Consider the following 18960-nt stretch of genomic DNA (forward strand, 5'->3'; position numbering starts at 1 on the left):
ACCCGAAGCCGCCCTCTCACTCCAGATCCGGAGCCTGTGGCATGACCGTCTGCCTGCTCCTGCTGAGCGTCCTCGCTCTGACGGCCGCCGTGCCCGTCCCCCGCGCGCTGACCCGTGCCGCATGGCCCGAACGGGAGCCGGTGGTGGGGCTGTGGGTGTGGCAGTGCCTGGTCGCCACCGTCCTGCTGTGCTGTCTCACCGCCCTGACCCTGGGCGCGGCGGCGGTCTTCCAGACCGTCCGCGACCATGTCTTCGCGCCCGCCCCGCCGGCCGTCACCGCCGCCTACGACCTGTCCGCCGCACCGCCCTGGGCGGCCGCGCTCACCCTGCTGCTGGCCTGCGGCGCCGCCTGGACCACCGCGATGCTCGCCCGCGAGCTGGTCGAGGCCCGCCGCCGGCGCGGCCAGGCCCGCGCCCACCTGCGTGAACGCGCCCCGGATCTGCCGGCCGGGCTGCCTGCGGCGCGCGGCCCGCTGCTGGTCCTGGAGGACGAGTACCCGGACGCCTGGTGGCTGCCGGGCCATCCGGCGCAGCTGGTCGTCACCACCGGCGCCCTGCACCGCCTCACCGACCACCAGCTCGACGCCGTCCTCACCCATGAGCGCGGCCACGCCCGGGCCCGCCACGACTGGCTGCTGCACCTGTCGACCGCGCTGGCCACCGGCTTTCCCCGGATCCCGCTGTTCACCCACTTCTGCGACCAGACGCACCGCCTCGTCGAACTGGCCGCCGACGACACCGCGTCCCGCCGCTGCGGTCACCTCACCACCGCACTCGCGCTGATCGAGCTGAACCAGCACCGGGGTGTGCTGTCCTGCGCCTCCAGCCACCGGCTGCTCGGCGAGCGCGTCGACCGGCTGCTGGAGCCGCCGCCCCGGCTGGGCCGCCGCCATCGGGCCCTGACGACGGCGGTGGCGGCCCTGGTGCCGCTGCTGCCCCTGCTGATCACCTTCGCGCCGGGCCTGACGGCACTCGGCTGAGCGGGCCGGCAGCTCGCGTGGGCCAGGGCCCGGTGCGGCGAGAGTGCGTGCATGGCGTCGCCGGGCAGGCGGAAATCTGACGACAGGGCCTAATCCCAGTCGGGCTCCGGCTCGTCCTGCGGCTCCGGCCAGTCGTCCGGGCCGAAGGGGTCGGCTTCGGGCTCGCCGGTCCCGCCGGTGCCCCCGGAGGCCGTTGCCGGGCCTGCCGGTGCCTCCAGCTCGGCGAGCACCGCCAGGACGCCCTCCCCGTACGTCGCCAGCTTCTTCTCGCCGACGCCGCTGATGCCGCCCAGCTCCCGCACCGAGGCCGGCCACGCCATGGCGATCTCCCGCAGGGTCGCGTCGTGGAAGATCACATATGCCGGGACGCCCTGCTCGCGCGCCTGCTCGGCCCGCCACGCCCGCAGCGCCTCGAACGCCGGGACCAGCTCCTCCGGCAGCTCCGCGGCGGCCGCCCTCGGCTTGCGTTCGCCGCGCCCGGAGGACGACCCGGACCTGGCCGTCACCGGCTTCTTGGGCTCCTTGCGCAGCGGCACCTCCCGCTCCCGCCGCAGCACCGCCCCGCTGGCCTCGGTGAGCCCCAGCGTGCCGTACTCCCCCTCCACCGCGAGCAGCCCCTGGGCCAGCAACTGGCGGATGACGCCCCGCCATTCGCCCTCCGAGAGCTCCTCGCCGATGCCGAACACGGACAGCTGGTCGTGGTCGAACTGGATCACCTTGCCGGTGCGCTTGCCCAGCAGGATGTCGACGATCTGCACCGCGCCGAACTTCTGCCCGCGCTCCCGCTGCAGCCGCACCACCGTGGACAGCACCTTCTGCGCGGCGATCGTGCCGTCCCAGGTCTCCGGCGGGGTGAGGCAGGTGTCGCAGTTGCCGCAGCCGGCCGGGTCCGGTTCCTGGCCGAAGTAGGCGAGCAGCTGGCCGCGCCGGCAGGCGGCGGTCTCGCACAGCGCGAGCATCGAGTCCAGGTGCGCCTGCGCCCGGCGGCGGAACGCCTCGTCGCCCTCGCCGGACTGGATCAGCTTGCGCTGCTGGATGACGTCGTTGAGGCCGTACGCCATCCAGGCCGTGGACGGCAGTCCGTCGCGGCCCGCGCGGCCCGTCTCCTGGTAGTAGCCCTCCACCGACTTGGGCAGGTCCAGGTGGGCGACGAACCGTACGTCCGGCTTGTCGATGCCCATGCCGAAGGCGATGGTCGCGACGACGACCAGGCCGTCCTCCCGCAGGAAGCGGGACTGGTGGGCGGCGCGGGTGCCCGCGTCCAGGCCCGCGTGGTACGGCACCGCCTCGACGCCGTTGCGGGAGAGGAACTCGGCGGTCTTCTCCACGGAGTTGCGCGAGAGGCAGTACACGATGCCCGCGTCGCCCGCGTGTTCCTCGCGCAGGAAGCTCAGCAGCTGCTTCTTCGGGTCCGCCTTCGGCACGATCCGGTACTGGATGTTGGGCCGGTCGAAGCTCGCCACGAAGTGCCGGGCCGTCGGCATGTTCAGCCGCTGGGTGATCTCCTGGTGCGTGGCGCGGGTGGCCGTCGCGGTGAGGGCGATCCGGGGGACGTCCGGCCAGCGCTCGCCGAGCAGGGAGAGGGTGAGGTAGTCCGGGCGGAAGTCGTGGCCCCACTGGGAGACGCAGTGCGCCTCGTCGATCGCGAAGAGGGAGATCTTGCCGCGGGAGAGCAGGTCCAGCGTGGCCTGGACCCGCAGGCGCTCCGGGGCGAGGTAGAGCAGGTCCAGCTCGCCGGCCAGGAACTCGGCCTCGACCACCCGGCGCTCGTCGAAGTCCTGTGTGGAGTTGATGAACCCGGCCCGCACGCCGAGCGCCCGCAGCGCGTCCACCTGGTCCTGCATCAGGGCGATGAGCGGGGAGACGACGATGCCCGTACCGGGTCTGACCAGGGACGGGATCTGATAGCACAGCGACTTGCCGCCGCCGGTCGGCATGAGGACCACGGCGTCGCCGCCGGCGATCACATGCTCGACGACGGCCTCCTGCTCGCCGCGGAAGGCCTCGTATCCGAAGACCCTGTGCAGCGTGGCCAGCGCCTCACTCTGTGTCACTGCCATGTCGGCGATACCGCCCGTCACATCCATCGTCGCGTCCCCCGTGCGTCGTCCCTCGACCACTGCCTCCACGATAGGGGCCCGCACTGACACGTCCGGGAGTTATCCACAGGCCGGTTCCGGTCACCGTGCGTGACGTGGCACACGGGACGGGCCCCGGCTCCCTCACGGGGAACCGGGGCCCGACCCCGCGACCGTGCCGGTCAGCGCACGAAGACGCCCGCCTGACCTGCCAGATCCAGGAAGTACTGCGGTGCCACACCGAGCACCAGCGTCACCGCCACGCCCGCCGTGATCGCCGTGATCGTCAGCGGCGACGGCACGGCGACGGTCGGGCCCTCCGGCTTCGGCTCGCTGAAGAACATCAGCACGATCACCCGGATGTAGAAGAAGGCCGCGATCGCCGAGGAGATCACACCGACCACGACCAGCGGGGCCGCGCCGCCCTCCGCCGCCGCCTTGAACACGGCGAACTTGCCCGCGAACCCGGAGGTCAGCGGAATGCCCGCGAAGGCGAGCAGGAACACCGCGAACACCGCGGCGACCAGCGGAGACCTGCGCCCCAGCCCGGCCCACTTGGACAGATGCGTGGCCTCGCCGCCCGCGTCCCGGACGAGGGTGACGACGGCGAACGCGCCGATCGTCACGAACGAGTAGGCACCCAGGTAGAAGAGGACCGACGAGACACCGTCCGGCGTGGTCGCGATGACACCCGCGAGGATGAACCCCGCGTGCGCGATCGACGAGTACGCCAGCAGCCGCTTGATGTCGGTCTGCGTGATCGCGACGATCGCGCCGCCCAGCATGGTGACGATCGCCACGCCCCACATCACCGGCCGCCAGTCCCAGCGCAGGCCCGGCAGCACCACGTACAGAATGCGCAGCAGCGCGCCGAACGCGGCCACCTTGGTCGCCGCCGCCATGAAGCCGGTCACCGGCGTCGGCGCGCCCTGGTACACGTCGGGCGTCCACATGTGGAACGGCACCGCGCCCACCTTGAACAGCAGGCCCATCACGATCAGCGCGGTGCCGACGAGCAGCAGCGCGTCGTTGCCCATGGTGTTCGCGAGGGCGGGGGTGACGTCGGTGATCGTGCCGTCGACGACCCGCGCGATCGTGCCGTACGACATCGAGCCGGCGTAGCCGTACAGCAGCGCGATGCCGAACAGGGTGAACGCGGAGGCGAACGCGCCGAGCAGGAAGTACTTCACCGCGGCCTCCTGCGACATCAGCCGCTTGCGGCGGGCCAGCGCGCACAGCAGGTACAGCGGCAGAGAGAAGACCTCCAGGGCCACGAACAGCGTCAGCAGGTCGTTGGCCGCCGGGAAGAGCAGCATGCCGCCGACCGCGAAGAGCAGCAGCGGGAACACCTCGGTGGTGGTGAACCCGGCCTTCACCGCGGCCCGCTCGCTGTCGCTGCCCGGCACGGACGCGGCCTGCGCGGCGAAGGAGTCGACCCGGTTGCCGTGCGCCGCCGGGTCCAGGCGCCGCTCGGCGAAGGTGAAGAGGCTGACCAGCGCGACCAGCAGAATGGTGCCCTGAAGGAACAGGGCCGGACCGTCGACGGCGATCGCGCCCATCGCCGCGATCCGCGCCTTGGTGGTGCCGTATCCGTCGGCGGCGAGGGCGACGACCGCGGCGAAGGCGGCGGCGAAGCCCACGACGGAGACGAACATCTGCGCGTAGTACCGGGACTTGCGCGGGACGAACGCCTCGACGAGCACCCCGACGACCGCCGCGCCCACGACGATCAGGATGGGCGCCAGCTGCCCGTACTCGATCTTCGGTGCGTCGATCTTCGAGATCGGTTCGGCTGCGGTTGCCGCCGTTGTCCACAGGCTGTGGACGGCTGATGCGCTCACTTGGCCGCCTCCACCTCGGGCCGGGGGTCCTTCTTCTGTACGTCCGACATGGTCTGCTCGACCGCCGGGTTGACGATGTCCGTGAGCGGCTTCGGGTAGACGCCCAGCACGATCAGCAGCGCGACCAGCGGGGCGACGACCACCAGCTCACGCACCCGCAGGTCCGGCATCGCGGACACCTCCGGCTTCACCGGGCCTGTCATCGTCCGCTGGTAGAGGACGAGGGTGTAGAGCGCGGCGAGCACGATGCCGAAGGTGGCGATGATGCCGATCACCGGGTAGCGCGCGAAGGTGCCGACCAGGACCAGGAACTCGCTGACGAACGGGGCGAGTCCCGGCAGCGACAGGGTCGCGAGGCCGCCGATCAGGAAGGTGCCGGCGAGCACCGGGGCGACCTTCTGCACACCGCCGTAGTCGGCGATGAGCCGGGAGCCGCGCCGCGAGATCAGGAAGCCGGCCACCAGCATCAGCGCGGCCGTCGAGATGCCGTGGTTGACCATGTAGAGGGTGGCGCCGGACTGGCCCTGGCTGGTCATCGCGAAGATGCCCATGATGATGAAGCCGAAGTGGGAGATCGACGCGTACGCCACCAGCCGCTTGATGTCCCGCTGGCCGACCGCGAGCAGCGCCCCGTAGATGATGCTGATCAGGGCGAGGACGAGGATCGCGGGCGTCGCCCACTTGCTGGCCTCCGGGAACAGCTGGAGGCAGAAGCGGAGCATCGCGAAGGTGCCCACCTTGTCGACGACCGCGGTGATCAGCACCGCGACCGGGGCGGTGGACTCCTGCATGGCGTTGGGCAGCCAGGTGTGCAGCGGCCACAGCGGCGCCTTCACCGCGAACGCGAAGAAGAAGCCGAGGAACAGCCAGCGTTCGGTGTTCGTCGCCATGTCGAGCGAGCCGTTGGCGCGGGCCTCGGCGATCTCGGTGAGCGAGAAGTTCCCGGCGACCACGTAGAGACCGATCACCGCGGCCAGCATGATCAGGCCGCCGACCAGGTTGTAGAGCAGGAACTTCACGGCCGCGTAGGACCGCTGGGTGGACGCCGCCTTCTCGCCGTGCTCGTGGGCACGGTCCCCGAAGCCGCCGATGAGGAAGTACATCGGGATGAGCATGGCTTCGAAGAAGATGTAGAAGAGAAAGACGTCGGTGGCCTCGAAGGAGATGATCACCATCGCCTCGACGGCCAGGATCAGGGCGAAGAAGCCCTGGGTCGGCCGCCACCGCCTGCTCCCGGTCTCCAGCGGGTCGGCGTCGTGCCAGCCCGCGAGGATGATGAACGGGATCAGCAGCGCGGTCAGCGCGATCAGCGCGACCGCGATGCCGTCCACCCCGAGTTCGTAGCGGACCCCGAAGTCGGCGATCCAGGAGTGGGATTCGGTGAGCTGGTAGCGGGCGCCGTCCGGGTCGAAGCGGACCACGACGGCGATCGCGAGGGCGAGCGTGGCCAGCGAGACGAGCAGCGCCAGCCATTTGGCGGCGGTGCGCCGCGCGGCCGGGACGGCGGCCGTGGCGACCGCCCCGAGGGCCGGCAGCACCGCCGTCGCTGTCAGCAGGGGAAAGGACATCGGTATCAGACCGCCCTCATCAGCAGGGTCGCGGCGACCAGGACCGCCGCACCGCCGAACATCGAGACCGCGTACGACCGCGCGAAGCCGTTCTGCACTCGGCGCAGCCGTCCGGAGAGGCCGCCGACCGAGGCCGCCGTGCCGTTGACGACTCCGTCGACCAGGGTGTGGTCGACGTACACCAGGGACCGGGTCAGGTGCTCGCCGCCGCGGACCAGGACGACGTGGTTGAAGTCGTCCTGGAGCAGGTCGCGGCGGGCGGCCCGGGTGAGCAGCGATCCGCGCGGGGCGACGGCCGGGACCGGGCGGCGGCCGTACTGCGCCCAGGCGATCGCGACACCGACGACCATGCACGCCACGGTCGCCGCGGTGACCGTGGCGGCGCTGACCGGCGGGTGGCCGTGCTCGTAGCCGGTGACCGGCTCCAGCCAGTGGACGAACCGGTCGCCGATGCTGAAGAAGGCGCCGCCCGCGACCGATCCGACGGCGAGCACGATCATCGGGATGGTCATGATCTTCGGCGACTCGTGCGGGTGCGGCTCGGCGTGCGCGCCGCGCGTCTCGGCGGCGGGCTCCACGTCGGGCTCGGCCGGGGACGGCGTCGGCGCGTTGCGCCAGCGCTCCTCGCCGAAGAACGTCATCAGCATCACGCGCGTCATGTAGTACGCGGTGATGGCCGCGCCGAGCAGGGCGCAGCCGCCGAGGATCCAGCCCTCGGTGCCGCCCTTCGCGAACGCCGCCTCGATGATCTTGTCCTTGGAGAAGAAGCCGGACAGGCCGGGGAAGCCGATGATCGCGAGGTAGCCGAGGCCGAAGGTGACGAAGGTGACCGGCATGTACTTGCGCAGGCCGCCGTAGCGGCGCATGTCGACCTCGTCGTTCATGCCGTGCATGACCGAGCCCGCGCCGAGGAACAGCCCGGCCTTGAAGAAGCCGTGCGTCACCAGGTGCATGATCGCGAAGGCGTAGCCGACGGGGCCGAGGCCCGCGGCCAGGATCATGTAGCCGATCTGCGACATCGTCGAGCCGGCCAGGGCCTTCTTGATGTCGTCCTTCGCGCAACCGACGATCGCACCGAAGAGCAGCGTGACCGCGCCGACGATGGTGACGACGAGCTGGGCGTCGGGCGCCGCGTCGAAGAGACCGCCGGAGCGGACGATCAGGTAGACACCCGCGGTCACCATGGTCGCGGCGTGGATGAGGGCGGAGACCGGGGTCGGGCCCTCCATCGCGTCCCCGAGCCAGGACTGCAGCGGCACCTGGGCCGACTTGCCGCACGCGGCGAGCAGCAGCATCAGGCCGATCGCGGTGAGCGTGCCCTCGGAGGTGTCCCCCACGCTGTCCAGCACCGGCCCGAAGGCGAAAGTGCCGAACGTGGTGAACATCAGCATGATCGCGATCGACAGGCCCATGTCGCCGACCCGGTTGACCAGGAAGGCCTTCTTCGCGGCCGTGGCGGCGCTGGGCTTGTGCTGCCAGAAGCCGATCAGCAGGTAGGAGGCGAGACCGACGCCCTCCCAGCCGACGTACAGCAGCAGGTAGTTGTCGGCGAGTACGAGCAGCAGCATCGCCGCGAGGAACAGGTTCAGGTAGCCGAAGAAGCGGCGGCGCCGCTCGTCGTGCTCCATGTACCCGACCGAGTAGAGGTGGATCAGCGAGCCGACGCCGCTGATCAGCAGGACGAACGTCATCGACAGCTGGTCGAGCTGGAAGGCGACGTCCGCCTGGAAGCCCTCGACGGGGATCCAGCTGTACAGGTGCTGGGTGAGCGTGCGGTCCTCGGCGTCCTTGCCCAGCAGGTCGGCGAAGAGCACCGCGCCGAGGGCGAAGGAGACGAACGCCAGGGCCGTGCCGATCCAGTGGCCGACGGCGTCCAGCCGCCGGCCGCCGCACAGCAGGACGGCCGCTCCGAGCAGGGGCGCCGCGATCAGCAGCGCAATCAGGTTCTCCACTTCAGCGACCCCTTAGAGCTTCATCAGGCTGGCGTCGTCGACCGAGGCCGAGTGGCGGGCGCGGAACAGCGACACGATGATCGCGAGCCCGACCACGACCTCCGCGGCGGCGACGACCATCGTGAAGAAGGCGATGATCTGGCCGTCGAGGTTGCCGTGCATCCGGGAGAAGGCGACGAACGCGAGGTTGCAGGCGTTGAGCATCAGCTCCACGCACATGAACAGCACGATCGCGTTCCGCCGGATCAGCACGCCGGTGGCGCCGATCGTGAACAACAGAGCCGCGAGATACAGGTAGTTGACGGGGTTCACTTCGACGCCTCCTCGGTCCGCTTGAAGGCCGCCGGCTCGATCCCGGTGCGCTCCAGGCGCTCCTCCGCGCGCTGCTCCAGCGCCCGCAGGTCGTTCAGCGCCTCGGCGGAGACGTCCCTGATCTGGCCGCGCTCACGTAGCGTCTTGTTGACGGTGAGCTCCGACGGGGTGCCGTCCGGCAGCAGGCCCGCGATGTCCACGGCGTTGTGCCGGGCGTACACACCGGGGGCGGGCAGCGGCGGGAGGTGCTTGCCCTCGCGGACGCGCTGTTCGGCCAGCTCGCGCTGCGTCCTGGCGCGCTCGGTGCGCTCGCGGTGGGTGAGCACCATGGCGCCGACCGCGGCCGTGATCAGCAGGGCGCCGGTGAGTTCGAAGGCGAACACGTACTTGGTGAAGATCAGGGCCGCCAGGCCCTCCACGTTGCCGCCCGCGTTGGCCGTGCCCAGGCCGTCGAAGTCCTTCAGCGAGGCGCTGCCGATGCCGCCGATCAGCAGGACGCCGAAGCCGAGCCCGCAGAGAAGGGCCAGCCAGCGCTGGCCCTTGATGGTCTCCTTCAGGGAGTCCGCGGCCGTGACGCCGACGAGCATCACCACGAACAGGAACAGCATCATGATCGCGCCGGTGTAAACGACGATCTGCACGATGCCGAGGAAGTAGGCGCCGTTGGCGAGGTAGAACACCGCCAGGACGATCATGGTGCCGGCCAGGCAGAGCGCGCTGTGCACGGCCTTCTTCATGAAGACGGTGCACAGGGCGCCGATCACCGCGACCGTGCCGAGGATCCAGAACTGGACGGCCTCTCCGGTGGACGTGGAGTAGGCGGCGAGCTGCGCGCTCATGCCTCCACCCCCTCTTCCTGGGGCTTCTCGCCCTTGGAGACGGCGACCTGGCGCTCCGTACCGGGCGCGGCCTCGGTCACCAGGCCCCGGTAGTAGTCCTGTTCGTCCGTCCCCGGGTAGATGGCGTGCGGCGTGTCGACCATGCCCTCTTCGAGGCCGGCCAGCAGCTGCTCCTTGGTGTAGATGAGGTTGGCGCGGCTGGAGTCGGCCAGCTCGAACTCGTTGGTCATGGTGAGCGCGCGGGTGGGGCAGGCCTCGATGCACAGGCCGCACAGGATGCAGCGGGCGTAGTTGATCTGGTACACCCTGCCGTACCGCTCGCCCGGGGAGTAGCGCTCCTCGTCGGTGTTGTCCGCGCCCTCGACGTAGATCGCGTCGGCGGGACAGGCCCAGGCGCACAGCTCGCAGCCGACGCACTTCTCCAGGCCGTCCGGATGGCGGTTGAGCTGGTGCCGTCCGTGGAAGCGCGGAGCGGTGGTCTTCTGCTGCTCCGGGTACTGCTCGGTCAGCCGCTTCTTGAACATGGCCTTGAAGGTCACGCCGAAGCCGGCCACGGGGTTCTGGAAACCGGGCGACGTCTGCCCGGCCTCCTTGGGCTCCTCAGCCATCGGACGCCTCCTTTCCATCCGTGGATCCACCCAGCGATCCGTCACTGTGAGTATCGGGCCCGCCACTGACAATCAGCTCCCGGTCCCGGCGCGAGCGGCGCCGCGGCACCGGTGGGAGCTCCTGTCCCGGCAGTGGCGGCACGGGGAATCCGCCCGCCATCGGGTCGAATCCGGGAGCGGCCTCGGCGGGCGCCCCGGCCGGCTTGCCGCGGTCGCGGAAGAAGTCCGCGACGAAGGAGAGCAGCAGCAGGGCGAGGACGCCGCCGCCCACGTAGAGGGCGATGTCGGCGAAGTCGTAGTTCTGGTTCCGCAGCGTCCGCACGGTGGCGACGAGCATCAGCCAGACCACGGAGACCGGGATGAGGACCTTCCAGCCGAGCTTCATCAGCTGGTCGTAGCGGACCCGCGGGAGCGTGCCGCGCAGCCAGATGAAGAAGAACAGCAGCAGCTGCACCTTGACGACGAACCAGAGCAGCGGCCACCAGCCGTGGTTCGCGCCCTCCCAGAAGGTGCTGATCGGCCACGGGGCCCGCCAGCCGCCCAGGAAGAGCGTCACGGACACCGCCGAGACCGTCACCATGTTCACGTACTCGGCGAGCATGAACATCGCGAACTTGATCGACGAGTACTCGGTGTTGAAGCCGCCGACCAGGTCGCCCTCGGACTCCGGCATGTCGAAGGGGGCGCGGTTGGTCTCGCCGACCATCGTGACGATGTAGACGATGAAGGAGACCGGCAGCAGGACGATGTACCAGCGGTCCTGCTGGGCCTCGACGATCGCCGAGGTCGACATCGACCCGGAGTAGAGGAACACCGAGGCGAACGCGGCGCCCATGGCGATCTCGTACGAGATCATCTGCGCGCACGAGCGCAGACCGCCGAGCAGCGGGTACGTCGATCCGGAGCTCCAGCCGGCGAGGACGATGCCGTAGATGCCGACCGAGGCGACCGCGAGGATGTAGAGCATCGCGATCGGCAGGTCGGTGAGCTGCATCGTGGTGCGCTGGCCGAAGATCGAGATCTCGTTGCCGGCCGGGCCGAAGGGGATCACCGCGATCGCCATGAAGGCCGGGATGGCGGCGACGATCGGCGCGAGGACGTAGACCACCTTGTCCGCGCGCTTGACGATGATGTCTTCCTTCAGCATCAGCTTGATGCCGTCGGCGAGCGACTGGAGCATGCCCCAGGGGCCGTGCCGGTTGGGGCCGATGCGCAGCTGCATCCACGCGACGACCTTGCGCTCCCAGACGATGGAGAACAGCACGGTCACCATGAGGAAGGCGAAGCAGAAGACCGCCTTGACGACGACCAGCCACCACGGGTCGTGGCCGAACATCGAGAGGTCTTCGGCGGCGAGGTACGGGCTCATGCCTCCACCTCCTTCGGGGCCTCGGTCGCGAGCGTGGCCGGGCCGATGCGGACGAGGGAGCCGGGCAGCGCCCCGGTGTCGGAGGCGACGCCGCCGCCGGTGGAGTTCAGCGGCAGCCACACCACGCGGTCGGGCATCTCGGTGATCTCCAGCGGGAGTTCGACGGTGCCGGCGGGGCCGGTCACCGTGAGCGCGTCACCGTCCTTGACGCCGGCCTCGGCGGCCGTCGCGGCCGACACGCGCGCGTGGGCGGCGTGCCGGGTGCCCGCCAGTGCCTCGTCGCCCTCCTGGAGGACGCCCTGGTCGAGCAGCAGCCGGTGCCCGGCGAGCACCGCCTCCCCGGCGGCGGGCCGGGGCAGGGCGCTCGCGGTCTCCAGCGGCTCGGTGGCGCGCGGGCCGTCCCAGGCGCCGAGCCGGTCCAGCTCCGCGCGGACGGTGCGCAGGTCCGGCAGGCCCAGATGGACGTCCATGGCGTCGGCCAGCATCTGCAGGACGCGCGCGTCGCCCGGGGCGAGGCGCCGGGTCATCTGGTCGGGCTTGAGCGCCGCCTCGAAGAAGCGCACCCGGCCCTCCCAGTTGAGGAAGGTGCCCGCCTTCTCGGCGACCGCGGCGACCGGCAGGACGACGTCCGCGTGCGCGGTGACCTCGCTGGGCCGCAGTTCGAGGGAGACCAGGAAGCCGACCTCGGCGAGTGCCGCACGCGCGCGTGCCGGATCGGGCAGGTCCGCGACCTCGACCCCGGCGACGACCAGCGCCCCCAGCTCTCCGGTGGCGGCGGCCTCCACGATCTGGCCGGTGTCGCGGCCGTAGCGGTGCGGCAGTTCGGCCAGGCCCCACGCTGCGGCGACCTCCTCCCGCGCGCGCGGGTCGGTGGCCGGACGCCCGCCCGGCAGCAGCGACGGCAGCGCGCCGGCCTCCACGGCCCCGCGCTCACCGGCCCGCCGCGGGATCCACACCAGCCGCGCCCCGGTCGCCGCGGCGGCCCGTACGGCGGCGGTGAGGCCCCCGGCGACCGCGGCGAGCCGCTCGCCGACGACGATCACCGAGCCCTCGGCGCGCAGCGCCTCGGCGGCCTGGCCGCCGGCCTCGTCCAGGCCGACCCCGGAGGCGAGCGCGTCCAGCCACTCGGTCTCGGTGCCGGGAGCGGCCGGCAGCAGCGTGCCGCCCGCCTTCGTCAGGCCTCGCGTGGCGTGGGTGGCCAGCGCGAACACCTTCTGCCCGTGCCCCCGCCAGGCCTTGCGCAGCCGCAGGAAGACGCCGGGCGCCTCCTCCTCGGACTCGAACCCGGCCAGCAGCACCGCCGGGGCCTTCTCCAGGAAGGTGTACGTGACGCCCGTACCGTCCAGGTCACGGCCGCGGCCGGCGACCTGCGCGGCCAGGAAGTCGGCCTCCTCGCCGCTGTGCACGCGCGCGCGGAAGTCGATGTCGTTGGTGTCGAGCGCCACCCGCGCGAACTTGCTGTACGCGTAGGCGTCCTCGATGGTGAGCCGTCCGCCGGTCAGCACCCCGGCCCGGCCGCGCGCGGCGAGCAGCCCCCGCGCGGCGGCTTCCAGGGCCTCCGGCCAGGACGCGGGCTCCAGGACGCCGTCGGCGCTCCGCACCAGCGGCGTCTGGAGCCGGTCCCGTGTCTGCGCGTACCGGAACGCGAAGCGCCCCTTGTCGCAGATCCACTCCTCGTTGACCTCGGGGTCGTGGGCGGCCAGCCGCCGCATGACCTTGCCGCGCCGGTGGTCGGTGCGGGTCGCGCAGCCGCCCGCGCAGTGCTCGCACACGGACGGCGAGGAGACCAGGTCGAAGGGGCGGGAGCGGAATCGGTACGCCGCCGAGGTGAGCGCGCCGACCGGGCAGATCTGGATGGTGTTGCCGGAGAAGTACGACTCGAACGGGTCGCCCTCGCCGGTGCCGACCTGCTGGAGCGCGCCGCGCTCGACCAGCTCGATCATCGGGTCGCCCGCGACCTGGTTGGAGAACCGGGTGCAGCGCGCGCACAGCACGCACCGCTCACGGTCGAGCAGCACCTGCGTGGAGATCGGCACCGGCTTCTCGTACGTCCGCTTCCTGCCCTCGAAGCGGGACTCCTCGTTGCCGTGCGACATCGCCTGGTTCTGCAGCGGGCACTCGCCGCCCTTGTCGCAGACCGGGCAGTCCAGCGGGTGGTTGATGAGCAGCAGCTCCATCACACCCTTCTGGGCCTTCTCCGCGACCGGCGAGGTCAGCTGGGTCTTCACCACCATCCCGTCGGTGCAGGTGATGGTGCAGGACGCCATCGGCTTGCGCTGGCCCTCGACCTCGACGATGCACTGCCGGCAGGCGCCGGCCGGGTCGAGCAGGGGGTGGTCGCAGAACCTCGGGATCTCGATGCCGAGCTGCTCGGCGGCACGGATGACCAGGGTGCCCTTGGGCACGCTGATCTCGGCGCCGTCGATGGTCAGCGTGACGAGGTCTTCCGGGGGGACCGCCGCCTCTCCGCCGCCTGCGGGAGCACTGGTGGTCACGGTCATGCGTTCACCTCCGTGCGGTGATCGGCCCAGGCCGTCGACTTGGCCGGGTCGAAGGGGCAGCCGCGGCCCGTGATGTGCTGTTCGTACTCCTCGCGGAAGTACTTCAGCGAGGAGAAGATCGGCGAGGCGGCACCGTCGCCGAGGGCACAGAAGGACTTGCCGTTGATGTTGTCCGCGATGTCGTTCAGCTTGTCGAGGTCGGCCATGACGCCCTTGCCGGCCTCGATGTCCCGCAGCAGCTGCACCAGCCAGTAGGTGCCTTCGCGGCACGGGGTGCACTTGCCGCAGGACTCGTGGGCGTAGAACTCGGTCCAGCGGGTGACGGCGCGGACCACGCAGGTCGTCTCGTCGAAGCACTGGAGCGCCTTGGTGCCGAGCATGGAACCGGCGGCGCCGACGCCCTCGTAGTCGAGCGGGACGTCGAGGTGTTCCTCGGTGAACATCGGCGTCGAGGAGCCGCCGGGCGTCCAGAACTTCAGCCGGTGTCCGGGCCGCATCCCGCCGCTCATGTCGAGCAGCTGGCGCAGGGTGATGCCGAGCGGGCCCTCGTACTGGCCGGGGCTGGCGACATGGCCGCTGAGCGAGTACAGCGTGAAGCCGGGTGACTTCTCGCTGCCCATCGACCTGAACCAGTCCTTGCCGTTTTTCATGATGGCGGGAACCGACGCGATCGACTCGACGTTGTTCACGACAGTCGGGCACGCGTAGAGGCCCGCGACGGCGGGGAAGGGGGGACGCAGCCGCGGTTGACCACGGCGGCCTTCGAGCGAGTCCAGGAGCGCGGTCTCCTCACCGCAGATGTACGCGCCGGCGCCGGCGTGCACGGTGAGTTCGAGGTCGAGTCCGCTGCCCAGGATGTTCTTACCGAGGTAGCCCGCCGCGTAGGCCTCGCGCACGGCCTCGTGCAGCCGCCGCAGGACGGGGACGACTTCACCCCGCAGATAGATGAAGGCATGCGACGACCTGATGGCGTGGCACGCGATGACGATGCCCTCGATGAGGCTGTGCGGGTTCGCGAAGAGGAGCGGGATGTCCTTGCAGGTCCCGGGCTCCGACTCGTCCGCGTTGACAACCAGATAGTGCGGCTTTCCGTCTCCCTGGGGGATGAACTGCCACTTCATCCCCGTCGGGAATCCCGCGCCGCCGCGCCCGCGCAGACCGGAGTCCTTGACGTACGCGATCACGTCGTCCGGCGACATGGCGAGCGCCTTGCGAAGTCCCTCGTACCCTTCGTGCGCCCGGTAGACGTCCAGGCTCCAGGACCGGTCCTCGTCCCAGAAGGCCGACAGCACGGGTGCGAGCAGCTTCTCGGGGCTGGGGTCTTTCAGCTCGGGTGCCAAGGTCATCACTCCCCCTCCTCGGCGGTGGGCCCTGCCGTGTCGGCGGGGCGGGGCGAAGCCCCTCCATCAAGGGCGGTGGCGGGCGACGGGTGGGACGGGTCGGATGCCGATGTGTCCTGCGGCGCGTCGTGCGAGCTGAGGTGTTCCGTGGGCGACGGCTCGTGGACCCTGTCCTGCGGCTCGTCGTGCGGCCCGCCCTCCCGCGGGTGGACCACGCGCGCGGGTGCGGTCTCCCCCTTCGCCAGGCGAAGACCCACCAGGGACGCCGGTCCCGCGCTGCCGCTCGCCTCGACCGCGCCCTCGCGCGGGTCGGGGAAGCCCGCCAGGATCCGGGCGGTCTCCTTGAAGGTGCACAGCGGCGCCCCGCGGGTGGGCGAGACCGGGGTTCCCGCGCGGAGGTCGTCGACCAGGCGCCGGGCGCTCTCCGGGGTCTGGTTGTCGAAGAACTCCCAGTTGACCATCACGACCGGCGCGTAGTCGCAGGCCGCGTTGCATTCGATGTGCTCCAGGGTGACCTTGCCGTCGTCGGTGGTCTCGCCGTTGCCGACGCCCAGGTGCTCCTGGAGCGACTCGAAGATCGCGTCGCCGCCCATCACCGCGCACAGGGTGTTGGTGCAGACGCCCACCTGGTAGTCGCCGGAGGGCTTGCGCCGGTACATGGTGTAGAAGGTGGCGACCGCGGTGACCTCGGCCGTGGTCAGGCCGAGCGTGTCCGCGCAGAACCGCATGCCGGTGCGCGTGACGTGGCCCTCCTCCGACTGCACCAGGTGCAGCAGCGGCAGCAGGGCGGACCGGGAGTCGGGGTAGCGGGCGACGATCTCGCGCGCGTCCCGCTCGAGCCGTTCTCGAACGTCGTCCGGGTAGTCGGGCGCGGGCAGCTCCGGCATGCCCAGGCTGACGCCGCGCTCCGAAGAAGAGGTGGTCACCGGTCGACGCCTCCCATCACGGGGTCGATGGACGCCACGGCCACGATGACGTCGGCGACCTGGCCGCCCTCGCACATCGCCGCCATGGCCTGCAGGTTGGTGAAGGACGGGTCGCGGAAGTGGACCCGGTAGGGGCGGGTGCCTCCGTCGGAGACGGCGTGCACCCCGAGTTCGCCCTTGGGCGACTCGACGGCCGCGTACGCCTGTCCCGGCGGGACACGGAAGCCCTCGGTGACCAGCTTGAAGTGGTGGATCAGGGCCTCCATGGAGGTGCCCATGATCTTCTTGATGTGGTCGAGGGAGTTGCCCAGGCCGTCCGGTCCCAGGGCGAGCTGGGCGGGCCAGGCGATCTTCTTGTCGCCGACCATGACCGGGCCGGGCTGGAGCCGGTCCAGGCACTGCTCGATGATCCGCAGCGACTGGCGCATCTCCTCCAGGCGGATCAGGAAGCGGCCGTAGGCGTCGCAGCTGTCGGCGGTCGGGACGTCGAAGTCGTACGTCTCGTAGCCGCAGTACGGCTGGGTCTTGCGCAGGTCGTGCGGCAGGCCGGTGGAGCGCAGGATCGGGCCGGTGGCGCCGAGGGCCATGCAGCCGGCCAGGTCGAGGTAGCCGATGTCCTGCATGCGGGCCTTGAAGATGGGGTTCCCGGTGGCGAGCTTGTCGTACTCCGGGAGGTTCTTCTTCATCTTCTTCACGAACTCGCGGATCTGGTCCACCGCGCCGGGCGGCAGGTCCTGGGCGAGTCCGCCGGGGCGGATGTACGCGTGGTTCATCCGCAGGCCCGTGATGAGCTCGTAGATGTCGAGAATCATTTCACGATCACGGAATCCGTAGATCATGATCGTGGTGGCGCCCAGCTCCATGCCGCCGGTGGCGATGCACACCAGGTGGGAGGACATCCGGTTCAGCTCCATCAGGAGCACCCGGATGATCTCGGCGCGTTCGGTGATCTCGTCCTCGATGCCGAGCAGTTTCTCGACGGCGAGACAGTAGGCGGTCTCGTTGAAGAAGGACGTCAGGTAGTCCATGCGCGTCACGAACGTGGTGCCCTGCGTCCAGGTCCGGAACTCGAGGTTCTTCTCGATGCCGGTGTGCAGGTAGCCGATGCCGCAGCGGGCCTCGGTGACCGTCTCGCCCTCGATCTCCAGGATCAGGCGGAGCACCCCGTGGGTGGAGGGGTGCTGCGGGCCCATGTTGACGACGATGCGCTCGTCGTCGGCCTTCGCCGCGGTCTGGACGACCTCGTCCCAGTCGCCACCGGTGACCGTGTAGACGGTGCCCTCGGTGGTCTCGCGGGCGGACGCGGAGGACGGGGTGTGCGTGCTCATGAGTACGACCTCCGCTGGTCCGGAGCCGGGATCTGGGCGCCCTTGTACTCGACGGGGATGCCGCCGAGGGGGTAGTCCTTGCGCTGTGGATGGCCCTGCCAGTCGTCCGGCATCATGATCCGCGTCAGCGCCGGGTGACCGTCGAAGACGATCCCGAAGAAGTCGTACGTCTCGCGCTCGTGCCAGTCGTTGGTCGGGTACACGGGGACCAGGGACGGGATGCGCGGGTCGGCGTCCGGGGCGCTGACCTCCAGGCGGATCAGCCGGTTGTGGGTGATCGAGCGCAGGTGGTAGACGGCGTGCAGCTCGCGGCCCTTGTCGTTGGGGTAGTGGACGCCGCTGACCCCGGTGCACAGCTCGAAGCGCAGGGCCGGGTCGTCGCGCAGGGTGCGGGCGACGCGGACCAGGTGCTCGCGTTCGATGTGGAAGGTGAGTTCGTCGCGGTCGACGACCGTCTTCTCGATGGCGTTCTCCGGGAGCAGCCCCTGCTCCTCCAGGGCGCCCTCCAGTTCGTCGGCGACCTCGTCGAACCAGCCTCCGTAGGGGCGGCTCGCCGGTCCCGGGAGCCGGACCGAGCGGACCAGGCCGCCGTAGCCGGAGGTGTCGCCGCCGTTGTTCGCGCCGAACATGCCGCGCTGGACGCGGATCTCCTCGCCGCCCTGGCCTCGCTGGCCGGGGAGGTTGGAGGCGGACAGGTCCTTCTCCGGGTTCACCCCGTTCGACCCGTTCGCGCTGTTGGTGCCGTTCGCGTCGCTCACCGCAGCAGCCCCTTCATCTCGATCGTCGGCAGGGCCTTGAGCGCCGCTTCCTCCGCCTCGCGGGCCGCTTCCTCCGCGTTCACCCCGAGCTTGGAGCTCTGGATCTTCTGGTGGAGCTTGAGGATGGCGTCCATCAGCATCTCGGGCCGCGGCGGGCAGCCGGGCAGGTAGATGTCGACGGGGACGATGTGGTCGACGCCCTGGACGATGGCGTAGTTGTTGAACATGCCGCCCGAGGAGGCGCACACGCCCATGGAGATCACCCACTTGGGGTTCGGCATCTGGTCGTAGACCTGCCGGAGCACCGGCGCCATCTTCTGGCTGACCCGCCCGGCGACGATCATCAGATCGGCCTGGCGCGGGGAGCCGCGGAAGACCTCCATGCCGAAGCGGGCCAGGTCGTAGCGCCCGGCGCCGGTGGTCATCATCTCGATGGCACAGCAGGCGAGGCCGAAGGTGGCGGGGAAGACCGACGCCTTGCGCACCCAGCCGGCGGCCTGCTCGACGGTGGTCAGCAGGAAGCCGCTCGGCAGCTTTTCTTCGAGTCCCATGACTAAAGG

The 18960-nt window shown here is 70.6% G+C and carries 15 protein-coding genes; 1 reads left to right on the top strand and 14 read right to left on the bottom strand.

The window, feature by feature from the left end:
- Window positions 1-41 precede the first annotated feature (41 nt).
- The gene (locus tag AMK31_RS13140) at window positions 42-980 is read left to right on the top strand and encodes a M56 family metallopeptidase (protein WP_073940620.1); all 939 of its coding nucleotides are present in this window, start codon (window positions 42-44) and stop codon (window positions 978-980) included.
- A gap of 89 nt (window positions 981-1069) precedes the next feature.
- Here the strand turns inward: AMK31_RS13140 and recQ are convergent, their stop codons facing one another.
- The 14 genes from recQ to AMK31_RS13210 all read right to left on the bottom strand — a co-directional run bounded on the left by recQ (window position 1070) and on the right by AMK31_RS13210 (window position 18951).
- Entirely contained in the window at window positions 1070-3067 is a 1998-nt protein-coding gene (recQ, locus tag AMK31_RS13145) for a DNA helicase RecQ (RefSeq protein WP_073940621.1), read from the bottom strand.
- A gap of 173 nt (window positions 3068-3240) precedes the next feature.
- A complete protein-coding gene (nuoN, locus tag AMK31_RS13150; protein WP_073940622.1) occupies window positions 3241-4899 on the bottom strand; it encodes an NADH-quinone oxidoreductase subunit NuoN in 1659 nt (552 codons plus the stop codon).
- On the bottom strand, window positions 4896-6467 hold the full coding sequence (locus AMK31_RS13155) for an NADH-quinone oxidoreductase subunit M (protein WP_073940623.1): 1572 nt from the start codon (window positions 6465-6467) through the stop codon (window positions 4896-4898). Before AMK31_RS13155 ends, nuoN begins: the two co-directional genes overlap by 4 nt.
- A gap of 5 nt (window positions 6468-6472) precedes the next feature.
- A complete protein-coding gene (gene nuoL, locus AMK31_RS13160) occupies window positions 6473-8419 on the bottom strand; it encodes an NADH-quinone oxidoreductase subunit L (protein WP_073940624.1) in 1947 nt (648 codons plus the stop codon).
- Between the two features lie 12 nt (window positions 8420-8431).
- Window positions 8432-8731, bottom strand: coding sequence for an NADH-quinone oxidoreductase subunit NuoK (nuoK, locus tag AMK31_RS13165; RefSeq protein ID WP_073940625.1), 300 nt, complete (start codon window positions 8729-8731; stop codon window positions 8432-8434).
- Entirely contained in the window at window positions 8728-9570 is an 843-nt protein-coding gene (locus AMK31_RS13170; protein WP_073940626.1) for an NADH-quinone oxidoreductase subunit J, read from the bottom strand. Before AMK31_RS13170 ends, nuoK begins: the two co-directional genes overlap by 4 nt.
- On the bottom strand, window positions 9567-10178 hold the full coding sequence (nuoI, locus tag AMK31_RS13175) for an NADH-quinone oxidoreductase subunit NuoI (protein WP_073940627.1): 612 nt from the start codon (window positions 10176-10178) through the stop codon (window positions 9567-9569). Before nuoI ends, AMK31_RS13170 begins: the two co-directional genes overlap by 4 nt.
- Window positions 10171-11547: an NADH-quinone oxidoreductase subunit NuoH gene (nuoH, locus tag AMK31_RS13180; protein ID WP_073940628.1), complete on the bottom strand. Its 1377-nt coding sequence runs from the start codon at window positions 11545-11547 to the stop codon at window positions 10171-10173. Before nuoH ends, nuoI begins: the two co-directional genes overlap by 8 nt.
- A complete protein-coding gene (locus AMK31_RS13185) occupies window positions 11544-14048 on the bottom strand; it encodes an NADH-quinone oxidoreductase subunit G (RefSeq protein WP_073940629.1) in 2505 nt (834 codons plus the stop codon). Before AMK31_RS13185 ends, nuoH begins: the two co-directional genes overlap by 4 nt.
- Entirely contained in the window at window positions 14045-15394 is a 1350-nt protein-coding gene (nuoF, locus tag AMK31_RS13190; RefSeq protein ID WP_073940630.1) for an NADH-quinone oxidoreductase subunit NuoF, read from the bottom strand. The genes AMK31_RS13185 and nuoF overlap by 4 nt, the downstream gene beginning before the upstream one ends.
- Window positions 15394-16314 carry an NADH-quinone oxidoreductase subunit NuoE gene (gene nuoE / locus AMK31_RS13195; protein ID WP_073940631.1) on the bottom strand — a complete coding sequence of 307 codons (921 nt, stop codon included), beginning with the start codon at window positions 16312-16314 and terminating at the stop codon, window positions 15394-15396. Before nuoE ends, nuoF begins: the two co-directional genes overlap by 1 nt.
- A complete protein-coding gene (locus tag AMK31_RS13200; protein ID WP_073940632.1) occupies window positions 16311-17642 on the bottom strand; it encodes an NADH-quinone oxidoreductase subunit D in 1332 nt (443 codons plus the stop codon). Before AMK31_RS13200 ends, nuoE begins: the two co-directional genes overlap by 4 nt.
- Window positions 17639-18400 (bottom strand): NADH-quinone oxidoreductase subunit C, encoded by a 762-nt coding sequence (locus tag AMK31_RS13205; protein WP_073940633.1) that lies wholly within the window; start codon window positions 18398-18400, stop codon window positions 17639-17641. The genes AMK31_RS13200 and AMK31_RS13205 overlap by 4 nt, the downstream gene beginning before the upstream one ends.
- Complete coding sequence (locus AMK31_RS13210; protein ID WP_007383964.1) at window positions 18397-18951, bottom strand: NuoB/complex I 20 kDa subunit family protein; 555 nt, start codon at window positions 18949-18951, stop codon at window positions 18397-18399. Before AMK31_RS13210 ends, AMK31_RS13205 begins: the two co-directional genes overlap by 4 nt.
- Window positions 18952-18960 lie beyond the last annotated feature (9 nt).

It is taken from the genome of Streptomyces sp. TSRI0107 (genome assembly GCF_001905845.1).
Taxonomy (GTDB): Bacteria; Actinomycetota; Actinomycetes; order Streptomycetales; family Streptomycetaceae; genus Streptomyces.